Below are 19,441 nucleotides of genomic sequence, written 5' to 3'. Positions count from 1 at the left end.
AATTATGTACGGCTCACCGCTTCGAAAAAATGCGGAAATCCCCGAGGAAATCCGCACCCGGATACGAATCCTCTCTGCGGTGGCCGCCTTGATTTTGCTCGGTCTATTTTTCCGAATCTGGAATCTGCAGATCATCAATGGCGACAAATACCGCTCCCTATCGGAAAACAACCGCATCGCCTCGCGGGTCGTTAGAAGCCCCCGGGGCGTGATATTCGACGCCGAAGGAAAAGTCCTGGCCGACAACCGTCCCTCGTTCAACATCTATCTCATCGAAGAGGACACCACGAACCTCAAAGAGGAGATCCGCCTTCTCGCCGTCGCAACGGATCAACCATACGAGAAGATACGGCAGAGGGTTCGAAAGTCGAGCCCCTTTCGCCCCCTTTTAATCAAAGCCGATGCAGATCGCCGCTCCGTTGCCTTCATCGAGGAGCACCGCCCCGAATTGCCCGGCGTCTTTATCCAGGTCGCACCGCTACGGCACTACCCTTATGGAGACCATGCCGGCCATCTACTCGGCTATCTCGGTGAGGTGAATGGCCGGCAGCTCAAAAAATTAAAAAAACTCAGCTACCGCCAGGGCGACCTGCTCGGAAAATACGGTGTCGAGTTCTCACACGAGAAACATCTTCGCGGCGAAACCGGCTTCAAACAGGTGGAGGTCGATGCCTACGGGCGCGAATTCAAAGTCGTCAAACCGTTCATCGACAAACCGGGGAACAACATTCAGCTCACGCTCAACTACGGGCTTCAAAAAAAAGCGGAAGAGCTTTTCAAAGACTACGAAGGCTCCATCATCGCCATCGACCCCACAGACGGCGCCATCCTCGCGATGGTGAGCAAACCATCTTTCGACCCCAATAAATTCGCGAGCGGAATTTTGAAAGAAGATTGGCGTGCTCTCACGACAGACCCACTCAAACCCCTCCAGAATCGAGCAACCAGAGGGCAATATCCGCCTGGCTCTATTTTTAAAATTGTCATGGCTTTCGCCACTCAGGCCGAAAAGATCCTTTCCCCCACGGAAAAAATACAATGCTACGGCACATTCCCCTTTGGCGGCAGAGTATTCAATGACTGGAAAAGGGGGGGGCACGGCCCTGTCGATCTCACCCAATCACTCGCCCAGAGCTGCGATGTTTACTACTACCAAGTCGGCAACAAACTCGGCATCGAGCGCATCGCAAGATATTCGAGAATGTTCGGGCTCGGATCGCCCACCGGCTTTGCCCCAAGGGAAAAAGGCGGGCTCGTGCCATCCAATGCATGGAAGAAAAGGCGATTCAAGGAAAAATGGTACCGCGGCGAAACCATTAGCGTCTCAATCGGACAAGGGTTCAATCTTGTCACACCGATGCAGGTGGCCAACCTAATTGCGACGACGGCAAACGGGGGCAACCTTTGGAAGCCATATATCGTGAAGCGGATTTTTGGAAAAAACGGTTCGATCGTCTTTGAGCACAAGCCAACCCTCATCCGAAAAATCCCTCTTGATAAAAAAATATTTCAAGCGGTTCAAAACGGACTCAAGGAGGTCGTCAACGGAGTCAGGGGGACCGCGAAAAAAGCCCGGATCCCGGGCGTGATTGTTGCTGGCAAAACAGGAACCGCGCAGACCGTTCGTCTCGCCATCACCGGAAGAAAGAGAAAACCCGAATCCTTACCGCGCAAATTCCGCGATCATGGGTGGTTCGTAGCCTATGCGCCATTCGAGGAACCAAAGATAGCCGTGGCAATCCTCGGCGAGCATGCGGGACGCTCGGGTTCTTTTTTTGCCCCCATCGCCAAGGAGTTGATTTCGCATCACCTGCAAATCAAAAAATCCAAGAAAGTTCTTGCCTACAACAGCAAAACCCCTACACGACAAGCAGTGCTTCCTAATCGCGCAGCGGAGGCCACTCGATGAGAAGCGTTGATGCCTCAATTACCCCGAAGTCGCCATTTCGGCGTCTTCTCGACGAAGTGGACTGGCTAATGTTAGGGACGATAATCGGTCTTTCGGGTATCGGAGTTTTGATGATTTACAGCGGGATACACACCAACGACAGGCTACTGGCCAATTCCCTCCACTGGAAACAAGCGCTTTGGTCCACCATCGGGCTTACGCTTCTCATCGTTATCCTCTTTTTTGACTACCATCTTATTTCCCGACTTTCCTATTTATTGTTTGCCATCGTCGTGGCGGCGTTGATATTCGTATTTATCGCCGGTCGCGTGGTCTACGGCGCAAAAAGATGGCTCGTATTTGGTCCTCTAAGGGTTCAGCCCTCAGAGTTGGCAAAGCTCGTGGTGATTCTCGTCCTCGCAAGGCATTTCGGAACACGCGAATCCACCGAGCCGCTGAAATTTCGCGATCTCATTTATCCCTTCATTCTCGTTATTATCCCGGTCGGACTGGTGGCCAAGCAGCCCGATTTAGGCACCGCCATGACGATACTCATGATTGCCACCGTAATGGTGTTGATTGTGGGCGTGGAGCGGCGTGTTCTCGTCTACCTCTCGTCCGTGTGCGTCGCTATTTTGCCAATCGGCTGGCTATTTTTAAAAGAATATCAAAAGAAACGAATCTTAACGGTACTGAATCCAGAATCCGATATTCTTGGCGCAGGCTACCAGAGTATGCAGAGCAAAATAGCTGTAGGTAGCGGGGAATTTTGGGGAAAAGGTCTTCTGCAGGGCACCCAGAGCCGCTTGAATTTTCTGCCCGAAAAACACACCGATTTTATTTTCTCCGTTCTGAGTGAGGAACTCGGATTCTTCGGTGGCACGATACTTCTTCTGTTGTTCTGTATCTTCATTCAGAGATGCCTCACCACAGCCCTAAATGCCGCAGACCGCGAAGGTGCATTGATCGCCGCAGGGATTGGCGCCTCATTTTTCATGTATTCAACGCTGAACATCGCCATGACGCTCGGATTATTCCCCATCGTGGGTATCCCCTTGCCATTCGTAAGCTATGGGGGAAGCGCCTCTCTTGCCTCCTTCCTCGCCGCAGGCATGGTGATGAATGTCCGAATCCGGAGAAGAAGTTTAGTCCCGCTTTATCAGTCCTCCTAACCATTTGTTTTTTAATTACTTTTTACTTCACCCACAAATCTGATACATTCGGTAATAGTTGTAAAAGCGGAAGGATTCCGCCAAGATATCGATAGTTGATCAATGGCTAATACCTTTTCCTGCCAAGAACACGGCAGATAATTTTTTTGACGGAGTTAAATGCGTGACAACCAATCCAGTAGATTATTCACGGGATATTTTCCCGTTTGTCGAAAAACCCTCGCGTTACCTAGGGAACGAGGTAAATGTCGTCCGAAAGGACCCGAAGAAGGTTCGTAATCTCGTAGCACTTGCATTTCCAGATAGTTACGAGGTCGGAATGTCGCACAACGGCATTCGGATTCTGTATCATCTACTTAATGAGCGCGAAGATACGGCGGCCGAGCGGGTGTTCATGCCATGGGGGGACTTTGAGGACATTTTGCGCCAAAAAAACGCCCCCCTCGCCTCTTTGGAAAACCGCATACCCGTCCGGGATTTTCACATACTGGGCATCTCTCTTCTTTATGAACTCTCGGCCAGTAATGTCGTGCATATGCTCGACCTCGCTGGAATTCCCCGAAGGGCCTCAGCCAGAGGCTCGAAAGACCCGCTGGTCATCGCAGGGGGGCCCGTGGTTTTCAACGTGGAGCCCGTGGCCCCGTTTTTCGATGCGGTCGCGCTTGGAGACGGCGAGGAAATTTTTCCTGAAATTATTGAGGTTCATGAACAGTGGCGAAACTCCGGGAAGCCGCGCGCGGAGCTATTGAACGAGCTCGAAAAACTTTCCGGAATATACATCCCGGCGCACCATCACCCCGAATATGAAACAGGGGGGGCGCTCAAGGCCTACCGCCACAAATCGGGCAAGCACCGGCAGGTTCTCTCGCGCCTCCTTGAGGATCTCAATAACTCGCCCCACCCGACCAAACCCATCGTTCCATATACGCAGGTCGTCCACGACCGCGTAACGCTCGAAGTGCAGCGGGGCTGCACCCGGGGCTGCCGGTTCTGCCATGCCGGTATGGTCTACCGGCCCGTTCGCGACAGGGACCCCCAGAAGGTCATGGAACTGGCCGAGGAATCACTTCTAAACACTGGCTACGAGGAGATAAGCCTCTCGTCTCTTTGCATCGCTGACTACCAGCCCCTCAAAGGTCTCGTGCCCAGAATGATGGAGCGCCTCGCCCCCATCAACACCTCCATCTCGCTGCCCTCTCTCCGGGTGGGGGCCATGGACCCTGAACTTCTCGCCCAGATAGCCCGTGTTCGAAAAACCGGATTCACCCTGGTCCCCGAGGCAGGGAGCGAGCGGCTTCGTAACGTAATCAACAAGGTGCTCACCGAGGCCGATTTAAATCGCAATCTTCAAGACATACTCGATGCCGGCTGGCCGGGCGTGAAATTTTATTTCATGTTGGGCCTTCCCACAGAAAATTTTGACGACCTTCGGCAAATGGTCGATATGCTTCATGCCTGCTCAAGAATGAAACAAAAAGGCACGGGCGACGGATTCCGCTTTATCAATGTCTCTCTTTCGACGTTCGTTCCAAAGCCGCACACCCCTTTCCAGTGGTTCCCGCAAGATAGCCAGGATCTCATCAAGGACAAAGTCAATTTTATCCGCGAGCGCATTAAAGATCGCCGCATCAAACTGCGCTGGTCCGATCCGAAGAACAGTTTTTTCGAGGCCATCCTATCCAAGGGAGATCGTCGCCTGGCCAACGTCATCGAAACGGCCGTGGACATGGGTTGCAAGTTCGATGGTTGGCGAGAGTTTTTTCAGTTCGACAAATGGATGGCGGCGTTCGAGGCGCATGACCTGGACCCAGAATGGTACGCCTACAGGGAGATACCTACCGATGAGCCTCTGCCATGGGATCATCTCGACTGCGGGGTGACAAAGGAATATCAACTGGCCGAGTGGAATCGCTCCCTTCGAGAAATTACGGTGGGCGACTGTCGCTACGAGTCATGCGGGCAATGCGGAATTCTGGATAACTACAAGGGCGTGAAGTACCACTACGAAAAACCGATGCCGCCCCTTGAGAATCGTCTTCCCCTTATCGGAGATAACAAGAGCGGAACCGGATATGAGCCCGTTGAACTCAGCATCATAAAAGAGCAAAAAATACCTGCCCAGCAAAAAAGCCGGAAATCCCAAGGCCGCAGGCAAAGCGAGCCCTCGGGCCCGGTACCCGTGGGTTTCGAGGATGCCGCCAACGACAATCCCGCGCTTGCCGCCTTGCAGCCAGATGTCCCCGTCAGCCGCTTCCGCTTCATGTTCGAGAAATGGGGCGACATGCGTTTTCTAAGCCATCTCGAAATCCTCCGCACATTCTCCCGCGCCATTCAGCGAGCGGGGCTCCGCGTCGAGCATACCAGGGGATTCAACCCCCATCCGAAGATTGTATTCTCTAGCGCACTTCCCGTGGGGGTGGAGAGCCGAGCGGAATTCGTGGACATACCTCTACTTGAGACCGACGGAGAATTCAGGATTCTCGACGTATTCCGCGCCATCCAAAATGCGCTCCCCGAGGGGCTTCGACCATGGGCGGCCTGGAAACTCGCGCCCGGCGCCAAGGGCGTGGCGAACTCGCTTTTGGCCGCCGTTTATGAGATTAAGATTGAACTTGATGAGCGCAACCCGGCGCACCAAGACAATATCGAGGCGGCGGTTTTAGGGGTTATGGCCTCCGAATCGATAGAGATGTCTCGAATAAGAAAAGGGAAAACAATAATTTTCGATGCCCGCCCAGCTATCGCGGGTCTCGAAACAGGAAAAACAGCACAGGGGGCGGAAGGGAAATCATTCCTTGAACTGTATCTTACCCTTCGGTACGGCGACGGAACCAAGCCGAAGGTTTTCGACATACTGGCCACTTGCCTGGGTCTATCTCCCGAGGAATGTCTTCGGACCCAAATACGCAAGATAGGCGTGCAAAGGAAGGCGGGTCTATCCCGCGCTCTGGAAAATGTCATCTGAAATCATAGTAAATGCAGAACCATTTGAAACCCGAGTTGCGCTTCTAGAAAACGGCGTGGCGGCGGAGCTTTTCACCGAGCGCAAAAGCGAGCAGGGAATCGTCGGCAACGTCTACAAAGGGCGGGTGACGAAAGTTCTCCCCGGAATGCAGGCGGCCTTTGTCGATATCGGTCTGGAAAAAGCGGGCTTTCTCCATGTCAACGACGTGGACACGATTGAGTCGATTGAAAGCTACCGCAAACATGCCGCCGAGCATGTCGAGGAAGACGAGGACATCGACTTTGATCAGCCCTCGGACGATGATGATCGAAACGGCTTTGACCGCCCGAACGGATGGGGCCGACGCCACGGCCGCAGCGAAAACGACAAAAGCATAGAGGAGCTTCTCAAAGACGGCCAAGAGGTGCTTGTCCAAGTCAGCAAGGAGCCCCTGGGCACCAAAGGCTCGCGCCTGACCAGCTACATCACCCTTCCGGGCAGATACGTTGTCTACATGCCCACAATCAGCCAAATAGGCATTAGCCGCCGCATCGATGATGAAACCGAGCGGAAACGGCTTCGAAATCTTGTCCAGCAGTTCCGCCAGCCCGGCGCCGGCTACATCGTCAGAACAGCCAGCGAGAGCATGAACATCGAAGACATCGAGGCCAACATGATGTTCCTCCACGCGCTATGGGATGACATCTTCGAGAAAAGCAATAACGCCTCGGCGCCTTCTCTCATTCACGCCAATCTCAGCCTCATTCAACGCATGGTGCGCGATGTCTTCGGCTCCTCGATAGAGCGCATGGTGATCGACTCGGAGAAAGAATACACACGGTGCCGTGATTTTCTGAGCGCCTACTATCCGCATCTGGTGCCCAAGCTTCACCACTACAAGGGCGAGGAGCCTGTCTTCGACTATTACGGTGTGGAACTTGAGATCGAACGAGCCCTGGGTAGGCGCGTCTGGCTGAAAAGCGGGGGATACATCGTCATCGATCAGACCGAGGCGCTGACCACCATCGACGTCAACACGGGCCGTTTCGTTGGCAAGCGCAGCCCCGAGGAGACGATCACGCAGACCAATTTCGAGGCTGTCCGCGAAATCGTTGCCCAGCTAAGACTCAGGGATTTGGGCGGGATAGTCATTGTCGATTATATCGACATGGAGCGCGAGGAGAACCGGGATAAGATCATCAATGCCTTCAAGGAAGAACTAAACAAGGATCGCTCGCGCACGAAGATCTCAAAAATCAGCGAACTTGGCCTGGTGGAGATGACCCGAAAGCGCGTCAGGGAGAGCCTGGAGCATGTACTCACCGACCACTGCCCCTATTGTGAAGGACGCGGCCGGGTGAAAAGCACGACAACTGTGAGCTATGAGGCGCTTCGCGAAGTGCGGCGGGTGCGCGCTCAGAACCAGGAAAGCCGGAAACTCATGGTCAACGTTCATCCGGATGTCGCCGACCGACTCCTCGAGGAGGAGCGGCCCCATGTCGAGGAAATAGAGGGCTACCTCAATATTCAGTTGGTCATCAAGGCAGACCCGGAGTTGCATATTGAAGGCTTCGAGGTTATCGCCATCTGATTTTTGTGTATTATGTTCTATTGATTGACTTGCCCAGAGGGCTCTTGAGCATGCGTAACAAATTCGCTCTAGCGATACTTCTCCTCGCCCTGAGCGCCTGTGCCTCCGTCCCGGATGAAGAATCCGCCACGACCCCGGCACCCGCAGAGCAGCAACCTGAAACCTTGCTAAGCCGCCAGGTAGTGTCCGCGCAGGAGCAAGGCGCCCGTCTTGAAGTTCGCCTTTCCGATTTCGAGAAAAAAATTGGGACGCTTGGTCAACTGGTTCGTAAACTCGCAAAACAACAAAACGGACTTGAGGAGCGTATTGAGCGTTTACAAAGAACCAGCGGAGCAATTGAAAAAACGCCCAGTGCGCCTCGCATCCAGAAAGCCTCTCGCCCGCGAACCCCAAATAAGAAAACGCCACAGCCCCGGAGAGAGAAGAAAAAATCCACGGCAAAGGCGCGTCGTTTTATTACGACAAAAGCCATCCTAACGGCCCAAGAATCCTACAACATTGCCTACAGGTCGATTCGCGCAAGAAAAAGCGAGGAGGCAATACTTTATTTCAGGAGTTTTTTAAGACAATTCCCCAAGAACAAGCTTGCCGCCAACGCACAGTACTGGTTGGGCGAGAGTTATTACGATCTAAGAGAATATCCGGCCGCACTCGAGGAATTCAAAAAAGTCCTGACCCGCTACCCGAATAGCCGAAAGGGCCCCGACGCCTACTACAAAAGAGCTCTCACCTACCTTCGAATAAAAAATCCGCGTCTGGCGGCTCTTGAATTCGAAAAACTCATCGAGGAGTTTCCCAAAGACAGGCTTACGGAAAAGGCAAAAAAACGGCTCAGAACGCTACATCAAGCAGGAATCAGCACCCAGCGGTAAAATAACTTCATCCATATTTTAATTCGCATTTCCCGTCTAGACCCGCGATTCATCCAATACCTAGTTTCCTATCAGCTTAAAATTCAATGGCTTACCTTTCCTCCCACCCCTAGGCGAAGAACCCCCGGTGGGTGGAGCTAATATAAAAGCCTCTTCGGCTCAATTTTATTCGCCAACTGAAGCTGGAGTTTCGGGGACCGTCAAAATGCTTGAAGATGAGGCGATGGTTAGCTGTTGTCCAGGGATAGAGGGGGTATTTCAGATCAGAGGAGGTCACTCAGAAAAGAATCGTGGCCTGGAATGACCATTTGAGAATACATTATCTTTATTCAAGAAAGCATATGGAAAATGCCGGTTAAATGGAGAGCAATGCCGCATAATTCTGAGTAAATTTATGTCAGCTTTAAAAGTTCCTGTAGAAAAGATTGTCTATTCAAAAGAACCTGAAAATTCGATTGAATATACAAAAAAGATCGATAAGGCGTATTCAAAATACGCAAGAACATATGATGTCGCTGTAAAACTGCTTCCTGTTTGGAAAACCTGGATTAAGACAGTTATCCCGTACATTGAAGGCAAGCGTGTTTTGGAAGCCTCGTTTGGAACTGGATATTTGCTAATGCACTATGCCAAAAATTACGAAACATATGGTATCGACTTCAACGCTAACATGGTCGAAGTCGCCCAAAAAAACTTATCCCGAAAAGGCATAAAAGCAACGCTGCAGCAGGCCAATGCCGAAAAACTTCCTTTTCCGGAGAATTATTTTGACACTATCGTTAACACAATGGCATTTACGGGATATCCAAATGGAAAACAGGCCATGTCAGAATTTTATCGGGTGATGAAAGACGGGGGAAAATTAATCATTGTTGATTTTGATTATCCCTCAGATAGAAACGTATTTGGCTATTGGCTGACAAAATTGATGGAGTCCGCAGGAGACACCATAAGAGATATTCCGAAAATACTTCAAGAGTTTCCTTTTGAATATACGGAAGAAGAAATTGGCGGTTTTGGTAGTGTCCATTTATATGTAGCAAGAAAGTTAGCAAGCGCTTAAACACGGGGGTTGTTTCCCCGCTTTTGGTTGCTTTTATAGTGATCGGCCCAGAGTTATCAAATCTCGTGTTGTTCCGGTTCATTTTGTGAGTTAAATGGTTTGCCGGGCTTTAAATCATGTAAATAAAGCAATTTCAAGGGTTTTTTTGCCCCAATTCATTGCACTTCACTCCCCTTAAGAATTTTTCTCCTTGACATACAACACATCCGCCGTGTTATCAGATAGCAGGTATCCCGTGCTTCGGGATGCCTATTTACCTTTTAAAAGGGCCGATCGACATGCAAGTTATGACCGACAAAATCCATGATTGGGGCCGGGGCATTCCCGAGGTGACTGATGCCTGGCTTGTTCTCCAGACTTTGCCGGGCATGACCCCCGAGCGCCTCCACCGAATAATCGAGATATTTCAAGACCCGGTTGAGGCGCTTCGAGCCCCTGATGAGGAACTGGCCCGTCTGGCTGGCAAAAAAGCCCTGGAATATCTGAAACGCGAATCTCCGTCTGATCAAGCGCGAAAATTACGAAGCCAGGCTCAAAAAGATGAAGTTTCAATTTTCTGCCGAAACGACGTTGAATATCCCGATTCTCTTCAAAATATTTACGCCCCCCCCGGCGCACTATTCGTAAAAGGGCGAATCGAGCCGCGAGATACGCTGGCCGTTGCGATTGTTGGAATGCGAACACCCTCCCCATATGGAAAACGTATGGCCAGAGAATTGTCCGGCGCCCTTGCCGAGCGAGGTATTACAGTAGTCAGCGGCCTTGCTCGCGGCATCGACAAAGAGGCGCACGAGGCCGCCCTTGAGGTGGGGGGGCGAACCATCGCCATTCTGGGATGTGGCCTGAACATCAACTATCCAGCCGGGCATACCGATTTAAGGCGCGATATCGCCAAAAGCGGCGCCGTCATCACGGAGTTAACCAGAGACGCCGCACCCCGGCCAGAGAATTTCCCTCGCCGTAACCGTCTGATCAGCGGCCTCTCCCTTGCGACCGTCGTCGTCGAGGCAGCGCAACGCAGCGGCGCTTTATTAACGGCGCGCCTTGCGATGGAGCAGGGCCGCGAGCTAATGGCGGTGCCGGGTCCCGTCGATTCGGGGCGCAGTTCGGGATGCCACCGCATACTTAAAGAAGGCGCTCATCTGGTGGAAACGGCGGATGACATCATCAACGCCTTGCCCGCCTATGTCTTTGAGTCGCTGGATTCTCCTCCTGTTCGGGAAATTTCCGAAAAATCCATCAAAGACTCAGAGGTGCGGCCCTCGGCAGCCGATACCACCAATTTATCTGCCGAGGAAACAATCATCTTCGAGCAACTCGAAAACGCGCCCAACACCACTGAAGGCCTAACAAAATCAACGAAACTTCGGCCCGAAGCGGTATCGAATATTTTGTTAAACTTAGAGCTTCAAGGTTTATTACGCCAAACAAAGGGTGGTTTATACGAGAGAAGTTAGCGCATTGTTATTGATGCAAAATAAAGTTTATTCAACACAACTGAAAAAAGTTGTAAAACCGGGGTGGAAATTTTGCGGGAAAGAATGTACGACATGATGCGAATTCTCGTGGAGGCGTCTCTTCGAGGCAGTAATGTTTTGGTTGACGAGCGCGAATTGACCCTGATGCTTGAAAATAAAGGGTTCCAGGCGGACGAAATTTTTGAGGCAATCTCCTGGGTGCATCACCTTCCTGGCGCACGGGAAGAATATAATGAGGGCATATATGAATCTGGGCGCGGGAAGGTCATCAGAATTCTGCACCCAGAGGAGCGGCTAGCCTTCTCGCCAGCCGCTCACGGCCTGATTCATAAGCTTTACTATGATGGCGCAGTGGATGAAATACAGCGCGAGGAGATAATTCAGCGATGCATCGATTTGGCTTCCGGCGAAATCGGACTTGAAGAAGTAAAAACGGTAGCCCTGCTGTTGCTTCTAAAAGAACGCAAAGATGCGTTAAGTGAAAATATAATGAAAATCCTGGGAATCGAGATTCCCCCTAAAACGACAGAGAAAAATGGTAAAGAAAACAACTAAAAAGAAAACGGCCAAGAAAAAGAGCACGGCTCCCAAGAATGTCATCAAAAAAGGAGCCAGAAGAAAAGCCGCCGCCAAGAAAGTGGGCACCGCGAAATCCACGAAAAAAACTGCGGCCACAAAACTGCTGATTGTCGAGTCACCCACGAAAGTAAAAACAATCAAGAAGTTTTTGAGCTCTGACTTTGAGATAATCGCCTCAAAGGGCCATGTGCGCGACTTGCTGAAAACAGGCGAGCGCAAGATGGGAATCGATGTCCACGGAGATTTTCAGGGCGAGTACGGGGAAATACCCACCAAGAAAAAAGCCATCAGTGAACTGCGCAACGCGGCCAGGGTCGCCAAGGAAATTTATCTGGCCCCTGATCCGGATCGCGAGGGCGAGGCCATCGCCTGGCATATACAGGAGTTGCTCAAGGAGGGAGGCCATAGCGATGAGATGTACCGGGTTTCCTTTAATGAAATAACCCCGCGCGCCGTTCGAGAATCCCTGGCCCACCCCCGTCTTATCGATCAAAAAAAGGTTGATGCCCAGGAAACCCGCCGCAAGCTAGATAGAATAGTGGGCTTCAAACTCTCAGGGGAGATTTTGTGGAACAAGGTCGCCTTCGGGCTCAGTGCCGGCCGGGTTCAATCGGTCGCCCTCCGCCTGATATCAGAGCGCGAGGCGGAGATACAGGCGTTTGTTCCAAAAGAATATTGGACCATTGCCGCATTCATGGAAAAAACAGGCGCCCAGCCAGGATTCGAGGCGAAACTGCATCGCATCAATGGTGAGGAGCCAGAGATTCCCAACGAAGCCCGCGCCCTTGAACTCACGAAAATTATCGAGAGCGCCGCTTTAAAGATCACGAAGGTCGAGCGCAAGGAGCGCCGCAGAAGGCCCCCTACCCCGTTCATCACCAGCACCCTGCAGCAAGAGTGCTCAACAAAATTGCGTTACGGCGCCAAGCGAACCATGTCCCTCGCGCAGTCTCTCTATGAGGGCGTGAACCTTGGTCGAGAGCGCGGAAATGTCGGTTTAATCACCTACATGCGCACCGACTCAAGGCGGCTTGCACCCGAGGCCATTGATATGGCGAGAAAACACATCACCCAACACTATGGCGCGCCATATCTTCCCGAGAGCCCCCCAGTTTATAAGGCAGCGGAAAATGCCCAGGATGCGCATGAGGCCGTGCGCCCCACGGATTCGAGCCTCACGCCTGCCCTTATTAAAGACCGCTTGAAGCCAGAGCAATTGGCCGTCTACACCCTCATATGGCAGCGCTTCATGGCCAGCCAGATGACACCAGCCGTATACGATCAGACGAGCGTCGATATCATGGCCGATGATTTACTTCTCCGGGCATCCGGCTCCATCTTGAAATTTCCTGGATTCCTCAAAGTTTATCAAGACGACACCCCCGAATCCCAAAACGGGGATGGCGAGGCCGCGAGCAACTCCTCTGGCCGGGATCGGCTGCTGCCGCCACTTGAGAATAATGACCCAATAACCCTCGTGGCCTCGGAGAACACCAGCACCGGCGTGCTCCCCGAGCAGCATTTCACCCAGCCGCGCCCGCGCTACACCGAGGCGGCGCTCGTCAAAGAACTTGAAGAAGACGGTGTGGGTCGCCCCAGCACCTATGCCTCCATTCTTGATACGCTGGAAAAACGCAGATATGTCACGCTGGAGCGAAAGAACCGCCAATTCACGCCCACATCGCTGGGCCTTGAAGTCAACAAAATGATTGTCCAAGGTTTCCCGGAAGAAATCGATGTAAAATTCACCGCCAAGGTGGAAAACGATCTCGACGACATTGAGAATGGCAATCAGGCATGGCTTCCAATTCTCAAAACTTTTTATGAGCAATTCGATAAAAAAATTCAGGAGGCAAAAACCACCCTTCCGAACTTAAAAACGCAGACCGAGGAGATTGGGCGCGAGTGCCCCGAGTGCCAAAATCCTCTCGTTAAAAAATTCAGCCGCAACGGATGGTTTATCTCATGCTCTAACTATCCTGACTGCAAGCACTCAGAGAGCCTGGTGCCCGAGGGCGAGGACGCCGAAACGGACGAAGAGATTGCCCAGATTGAGGAAAAAGCGCCTCCTTGTGAGGACTGCGGCGAGCCCATGCGGGCCAAACGAGGCCCCTACGGGCTCTACCTATGCTGCTCGGTATCACCCAAGGAGCATAAAACCAGAAAGCTTGATGCCTCGGGCCAGGTGGTACAGCCGCCCGAATCAACAGGCATCGCTTGCGCCACTAAAGATTGCAAGGGCGAGCTCGTATCGCGTAATTCCCGAAGGACGGGGAAAAAATTCTACGGCTGCAACCAGTTTCCCAAGTGTAAATATGTCATATGGGATTTCCCCATCGAGCAAGAATGCCCAACCTGCTCGCACCCCCATCTCACGGTCAAAACCACGAAGAAAAATGGCACACAACTTGTCTGCCCCACTAATTCGTGCGATTACGCTATCGAAGCTACCCCCGCCCTTGCCGCTCAGGCTGCCAATGCAAATGGCGCCGAAACAGTCAAAGTAGAAAAGGAAACAGTTTGACAACTAAACTCATTGTAATCGGAGCCGGATTGGCGGGCTCAGAGGCAGCATGGCAAGCAGCAGAGCGCGGCATCGAAGTTGAACTCACGGAGATGCGCCCCAAAGTAACGACGCCGGCACATCACACCGAGGGCTTCGCCGAGCTCGTCTGCTCAAATTCCCTTCGCTCGAACGCCCTGGAAAATGCCTCCGGGCTTCTCAAAGAGGAAATGCGCCGGGCCAATTCACTCATTCTAAAATGCGCCGATGAGTCCCGCGTGCCCGCCGGCATCGCCCTTGCCGTCGATCGTGAACTCTTCAGTAAAAAAGTAACGGACAGTATTGAAAATCACCCAAAAATAACCGTTCGACGCGAAGAGGTTTCCTCTCTCGACGATTCCCAGACAACAATAATCGCTACCGGCCCCCTAACCAGCCCCGCCCTCTCGGCTGAAATTGCACGGCTCACCCAGGGGAAATATCTTTATTTTTATGACGCCATATCTCCCATTCTAAATGCCGACAGCATCGATATGACCACCGCGTTTCTGGGCTCACGCTATGGCAAAGGCATAGAAGATGGCGGGCAGGGCGACTACATCAATATCGGCCTAAGCGAGGAGGAATACAGCGAATTTCATTCCGACCTTTTAGAGGGCGATAAAGTCCCGTTGCGTGAATTTGAGAAAGCCATTTTCTTTGAAGGTTGCCTTCCCCTTGAAGAGATGGCCCAACGCGGCAAAGAAACACTTGCCTTTGGGCCCTTGAAGCCCGTTGGGATCGAGCATCCCGATACCGGCGAAACGTACCATGCCGTCATTCAACTGCGCCGCGAGGATTTAACCGGCGAGTATTACTCGATGGTCGGCTTTCAGACACGCCTGAAATACCCGGAACAAAAACGTATTTTCCAAAAGCTTCCCGCACTCCAAAAAGTAGGGTTTCTTCGCTACGGCAGCCTGCACCGCAATACCTATCTCAACTCTCCAAGGCTGATTCGAAACACCCTTCAGATAAAACGCTATTCAAATATTTTCGTCGCTGGACAACTTACCGGCGTCGAGGGATATCTCGAATCTGCCGCAACGGGCCTTCTCGCCGGCGTCTACGCCGCCTCGACGTTGAACGGAGAGCCTATCGTAGAGGCACCGGCCACCACCTCTCTCGGCGCCCTGACCAAACACATCACCTCGGCGAATCCAAAAAACTTCCAGCCCACGAATATTAATTTCGGCCTATACCCGCCCTTTGAAAAGCGCGTACCCAAGAGCGAGAGAAAAAAACGCATTGCCGATCGCGCGCTAAAGGATATGACGCCGTGGTGCGAGAGCGTGAAACCATAACAAGCATTAGCGCCGCCATCGACAAATTCAAGGCCTACCTGCGAGACGAGCGTAACGCATCGGAACATACCATCCGCGCCTACATGAACGACCTCACCGACTTTTGCGACTTCCTCGCCAATTGGTCGGGAAAAACACTATCGCCTGACGAAGTGGACCCTGTCGCCATCAGATCGTATCTGGGCGATCTCTACCGGCGAGGCCTCCAGGCGACAACGGTAAACCGCCGCTTGTCCACCATACGAAGCATGTATCGATTTCTTCGCAGAGAAGGATATACAGCGGCCGATCCGGCGTCTGAAACACCGTCTCTAAAAACCCCTCACCAGCTTCCAACATACCTGCCGGTGGATGACGCATCGCGACTCATGGATCTTCCGGACATTAATACCCAAGAGGGTAAACGGGACAAAGCCATTTTGGAGCTTCTCTATGGCTCAGGGCTTCGCGTGGGAGAGTTGGTCGCCCTGAACGATGAGGACGCTAATATTCCAGAGCGTCTCGTTAGGGTCCAGGGAAAAGGAAGAAAGGAAAGAATCATTCCGTTAACGCGAAAAGCGGTGGCGGCGATTGAAGAGTGTCTTTCCAGCAGAGCGTCCATGAAGACGACATCAGACAAAGGAAAGCATCGAGACGAGGGGCACCCGCTTTTTCAAAACAACCGGGGCAACAGGCTATCAACGGGTGATATCCGAAAGATTCTGCGCCACTATGAAAAAAAAGGCGGCTTCTCCTACCATTTCACCCCGCATTCACTTCGCCACAGCGCCGCAACACATCTTCTCGAAGATGGCGCCGACCTCCGTTCAATACAAGAGTTATTGGGGCACTCAAGTATTTCCACCACCCAACGCTATACCCAGGTGGACTTTGCCCATCTACAGGCTGTATACGATGACAGTCACCCGCGCGCGCATACGGCAAAGGCTGGCCAGACAGATAAAAAACGCCTTTCGAGGAAAACAAAATAATGACTATGCAAATCCGCTCGACCACGATACTTGGCGTCCGCTACAAGGGCCAAACCGCCCTTGGCGGCGATGGCCAAGTCACGATGGGCAATACCGCCGTCAAGCACGGCGCCGTGAAAATTCGCCGCCTTGGAAGCTCTCAAGTCCTCTCCGGTTTCGCAGGATCGGCCTCGGACGCCATCGCCCTGTTCGAGCGATTCGAGAGCAAACTGGAGGAATACCACGGCAACCTCATGCGGGCTGCCGTTGAGATGGGGAAAGACTGGCGCACGGACAGGGTGCTTCGCCGCCTTGAGGCCCTCCTCGCAGTTGCGGATAAAGAATCGACACTGATTCTTTCGGGAACCGGAGACATTATTGAGCCCGATGACGGCGTAATCGGAATCGGAAGCGGCGGCCCCATCGCCACGGCAGCGGCCAGAGGCATACTCTCGCTTGAGCCGGACCTAACCGCTGCGCAGATAGTAAAGCAGGCGCTCGAAATTACCTCCGAGATTTGTATTTACACGAACAACCATATTTCCGTAGAAGAGCTCTAATGGAAAATCTCACACCAAAAAATATCGTCCAGGAACTAGACCGCTACGTCATCGGACAGGCGGAAGCTAAGCGCGCCGTTGCCGTCGCATTGCGAAACCGGTGGCGACGCCAACAGCTTCCCGACGAGATGCGTGACGAGGTGGCACCCAAAAATATCATTATGATCGGGCCCACCGGTGTGGGAAAAACGGAAATCGCCCGGCGCCTGGCCCGCCTGACAAAAAGCCCGTTCATTAAAGTAGAGGCGAGCAAATTCACGGAAGTTGGATACGTTGGGCGAGATGTGGAAAGTATGATCCGTGATCTGGCCGAGCTGGCCCGCACCATGGTCCAAGAAGAACTTCGGGAAGATAATGCTGCCAAGGCCGAAGAATTGGCCCTTGAGCGTCTGCTGGATCTGCTTTTGCCAAAACCACCCGGGTTCGGCGAAAGCGATGACCTAGGGCAAACCGATGATCCCCTTGGGAAGGAGCATTATGGTCGCACCCGGGAGAAATTTCGGGCCATGCTCCTTGAGGGCAAGCTCGATGATCGTGAGGTGGAGTTCGAGGTCGCAGACAAAGCACCCGAAATTCATCTCATGGGCGGCATGGATATGGAGCAAATGGGGATTAATCTTCAAGACATGCTCGGTGGAATGTTCCCCTCCAAGACAACCAGTCGGCGCATGATGGTCCCCGATGCCTTCAAACTCCTCACCCAAGAGGAGAGCGACAAGATTATCGACCCCGACAAACTCAACTCCGAGGCCATAACGCGCACAGAACAGTCGGGCATCGTCTTTCTCGATGAGGTGGACAAAATTGCCTCGGCCGCCAGCGGACACCAGGGACCCGACGTTTCGCGGGAGGGGGTGCAACGTGATTTACTGCCCATCGTCGAGGGAAGCACCGTTCAAACGAAACACGGACCCGTCAGGACCGACCACATTCTTTTCATTGCCGCTGGCGCCTTCCACATGGCGAAACCCTCGGATCTTCTACCAGAGCTTCAGGGGCGCTTCCCTATTCGTGTTGAGCTAAATTCGCTCGGGCTTGATGAATTTGTGCGGATACTGACAGAGCCCGACAACGCTCTCGTAATCCAATACCCTGCTCTGCTTGAAACCGAAGGCGTTAAAGTTACGTTCACGGACGATGCGGTGAATGAAGTCGCCTCGTTCGCGGCACAGGTCAACGAGCAGATGGAAAACATCGGCGCACGGCGGCTGTACACCATCATGGAGCGAATCTTCGAGGACATCTCGTTTGATGCGCCGGATATGGCGGGCGAGGAGATCACCATCGACGCCGAGTACGTCAAAGGCCGCCTCACGGACGTGGTCGAGAATCTCGATCTGAGCCGCTACATCCTCTAGAAATCAACGCAAATAATTGATTTTATTTAGTTTAGAGATCCACCTCTCAAACACACCACCATCTCTCCCCTAACCCATTGATTTCAAACCCATAAACTTCCCCTCCCGCACCCATTTCCCCCTTGGACATGGCAATCCAGCGGTGTATATTCCCCTCTTTGTTTGGCGGAAGGTGCCCAGAGAGATTCTCGATCAGCCTCCGCTTGAAGTCCCCCACGCGTCGAGCAAAGGCGCAGGGAGCAAGAACATGGACCCGAGAGAAAGAGCCGCAACCCTCGTCGAAGCCCTGCCCTACATGCAGCGGTTCGCTGGCAAGACCGTCGTCGTCAAGTATGGTGGCGCCGCACAGGTGCAAAAGGAGCTCCACGACCCCTTTGCCCAGGACATTATCTTGCTCAAATACATTGGCATTAACATCGTCGTCGTCCACGGCGGAGGGCCTCAGATCGGCGAGACGCTAAAGAAACTCGGCAAAGACTCCGAGTTCATCGAAGGCCTCAGGGTCACCGATGAGGAAACAGTCGGCGTCGTCGAGATGGTGCTCGCCGGCTCGACCAATAAAGGTATCGTCCGCCTCATCAACCACCACGGCGGCAAGGCCGTGGGCCTCTCGGGCTCGGATGCCGGTCTCACCTCGGCCACCAAACTCACCCTGACCCGAAAGGGCGGGGACGGCGAGGATGAACAATACGACCTCGGCCAGGTTGGCGAGGTCAAAGAAGTGAACCCGGACATCATCCACCACCTCGCGGACGGCGGCTTCATTCCCGTCATCGCTCCCCTCGGCGTTGGTGAGGACTCAAAGGTCTACAACATCAACGCCGACTCGGCGGCAGGAGCTGTTGCGGGTGCGCTCGAGGCCGAAAAATTCATACTCCTGACCGACGTCCCAGGTATTTTGGACGATAGCGGCAAGCTAATCAGCACGCTGGACAGGGCCGAAGTGGAGAAGCTGAAAAAATCCGGCGTCATCAAGGGCGGCATGATCCCCAAGGTGGATGCCTGCCTCGACGCCCTTTCCCAGGGCGTGAGCAAGGCCCATATACTGGACGGGCGCGTTCCCCACGCCGTATTGCTCGAAGTATTCACCGACGAGGGAATTGGGACCGAAATCGTCGCCTGATTCCAAAACGCAAAAAA

At 52.9% G+C, this 19,441-nt stretch carries 14 protein-coding genes; all 14 read left to right on the top strand.

All coding sequences use genetic code 11. The annotated features are described in order from the left end of the window. Nucleotides 1-4: 4 nt before the first annotated feature. Nucleotides 5-1,909 (top strand): penicillin-binding protein 2, encoded by a 1,905-nt coding sequence (gene mrdA, locus HOJ95_01215; protein ID MBT6393300.1) that lies wholly within the window; start codon nt 5-7, stop codon nt 1,907-1,909. Further along, a complete protein-coding gene (gene rodA / locus HOJ95_01210; protein ID MBT6393299.1) occupies nt 1,906-3,060 on the top strand; it encodes a rod shape-determining protein RodA in 1,155 nt (384 codons plus the stop codon). The genes mrdA and rodA overlap by 4 nt, the downstream gene beginning before the upstream one ends. A 163-nt stretch (nt 3,061-3,223) precedes the next feature. Then, nucleotides 3,224-6,025 (top strand): TIGR03960 family B12-binding radical SAM protein, encoded by a 2,802-nt coding sequence (locus HOJ95_01205; protein MBT6393298.1) that lies wholly within the window; start codon nt 3,224-3,226, stop codon nt 6,023-6,025. Next, a complete protein-coding gene (locus HOJ95_01200) occupies nt 6,015-7,595 on the top strand; it encodes an Rne/Rng family ribonuclease (protein ID MBT6393297.1) in 1,581 nt (526 codons plus the stop codon). Before HOJ95_01205 ends, HOJ95_01200 begins: the two co-directional genes overlap by 11 nt. Before the next feature lie 50 nt (nt 7,596-7,645). Beyond that, nucleotides 7,646-8,467: a tol-pal system protein YbgF gene (gene ybgF, locus HOJ95_01195; protein ID MBT6393296.1), complete on the top strand. Its 822-nt coding sequence runs from the start codon at nt 7,646-7,648 to the stop codon at nt 8,465-8,467. A 394-nt stretch (nt 8,468-8,861) separates the two neighbouring features. Continuing rightward, nucleotides 8,862-9,530, top strand: coding sequence for a class I SAM-dependent methyltransferase (locus tag HOJ95_01190; protein MBT6393295.1), 669 nt, complete (start codon nt 8,862-8,864; stop codon nt 9,528-9,530). A gap of 278 nt (nt 9,531-9,808) precedes the next feature. Further along, a complete protein-coding gene (gene dprA / locus HOJ95_01185; GenBank protein MBT6393294.1) occupies nt 9,809-10,987 on the top strand; it encodes a DNA-protecting protein DprA in 1,179 nt (392 codons plus the stop codon). 72 nt (nt 10,988-11,059) lie between these two features. After that, the gene (locus tag HOJ95_01180) at nt 11,060-11,563 is read left to right on the top strand and encodes a DUF494 family protein (protein MBT6393293.1); all 504 of its coding nucleotides are present in this window, start codon (nt 11,060-11,062) and stop codon (nt 11,561-11,563) included. Continuing rightward, nucleotides 11,544-14,111 carry a type I DNA topoisomerase gene (topA, locus tag HOJ95_01175; GenBank protein ID MBT6393292.1) on the top strand — a complete coding sequence of 856 codons (2,568 nt, stop codon included), beginning with the start codon at nt 11,544-11,546 and terminating at the stop codon, nt 14,109-14,111. Before HOJ95_01180 ends, topA begins: the two co-directional genes overlap by 20 nt. Continuing rightward, nucleotides 14,108-15,433, top strand: a complete 1,326-nt coding sequence (gene trmFO, locus HOJ95_01170) for a methylenetetrahydrofolate--tRNA-(uracil(54)-C(5))-methyltransferase (FADH(2)-oxidizing) TrmFO (GenBank protein ID MBT6393291.1) — start codon at nt 14,108-14,110, stop codon at nt 15,431-15,433. Before topA ends, trmFO begins: the two co-directional genes overlap by 4 nt. Beyond that, nucleotides 15,409-16,404: a tyrosine recombinase XerC gene (locus HOJ95_01165; protein ID MBT6393290.1), complete on the top strand. Its 996-nt coding sequence runs from the start codon at nt 15,409-15,411 to the stop codon at nt 16,402-16,404. The genes trmFO and HOJ95_01165 overlap by 25 nt, the downstream gene beginning before the upstream one ends. A gap of 5 nt (nt 16,405-16,409) precedes the next feature. After that, entirely contained in the window at nt 16,410-16,943 is a 534-nt protein-coding gene (gene hslV / locus HOJ95_01160; GenBank protein ID MBT6393289.1) for an ATP-dependent protease subunit HslV, read from the top strand. Then, the gene (hslU, locus tag HOJ95_01155; GenBank protein ID MBT6393288.1) at nt 16,943-18,301 is read left to right on the top strand and encodes an ATP-dependent protease ATPase subunit HslU; all 1,359 of its coding nucleotides are present in this window, start codon (nt 16,943-16,945) and stop codon (nt 18,299-18,301) included. The genes hslV and hslU overlap by 1 nt, the downstream gene beginning before the upstream one ends. 247 nt (nt 18,302-18,548) lie before the next feature. Further along, nucleotides 18,549-19,424 (top strand): acetylglutamate kinase, encoded by an 876-nt coding sequence (gene argB, locus HOJ95_01150; protein ID MBT6393287.1) that lies wholly within the window; start codon nt 18,549-18,551, stop codon nt 19,422-19,424. Nucleotides 19,425-19,441 lie beyond the last annotated feature (17 nt).

The sequence above is a fragment of the Nitrospinaceae bacterium genome (assembly GCA_018669005.1).
GTDB lineage: Bacteria > UBA8248 > UBA8248 > UBA8248 > UBA8248 > UBA8248.
The sequence above is the reverse complement of the archived record's forward strand: the minus strand, read 5'-3'. Positions and strand labels throughout refer to the sequence as shown.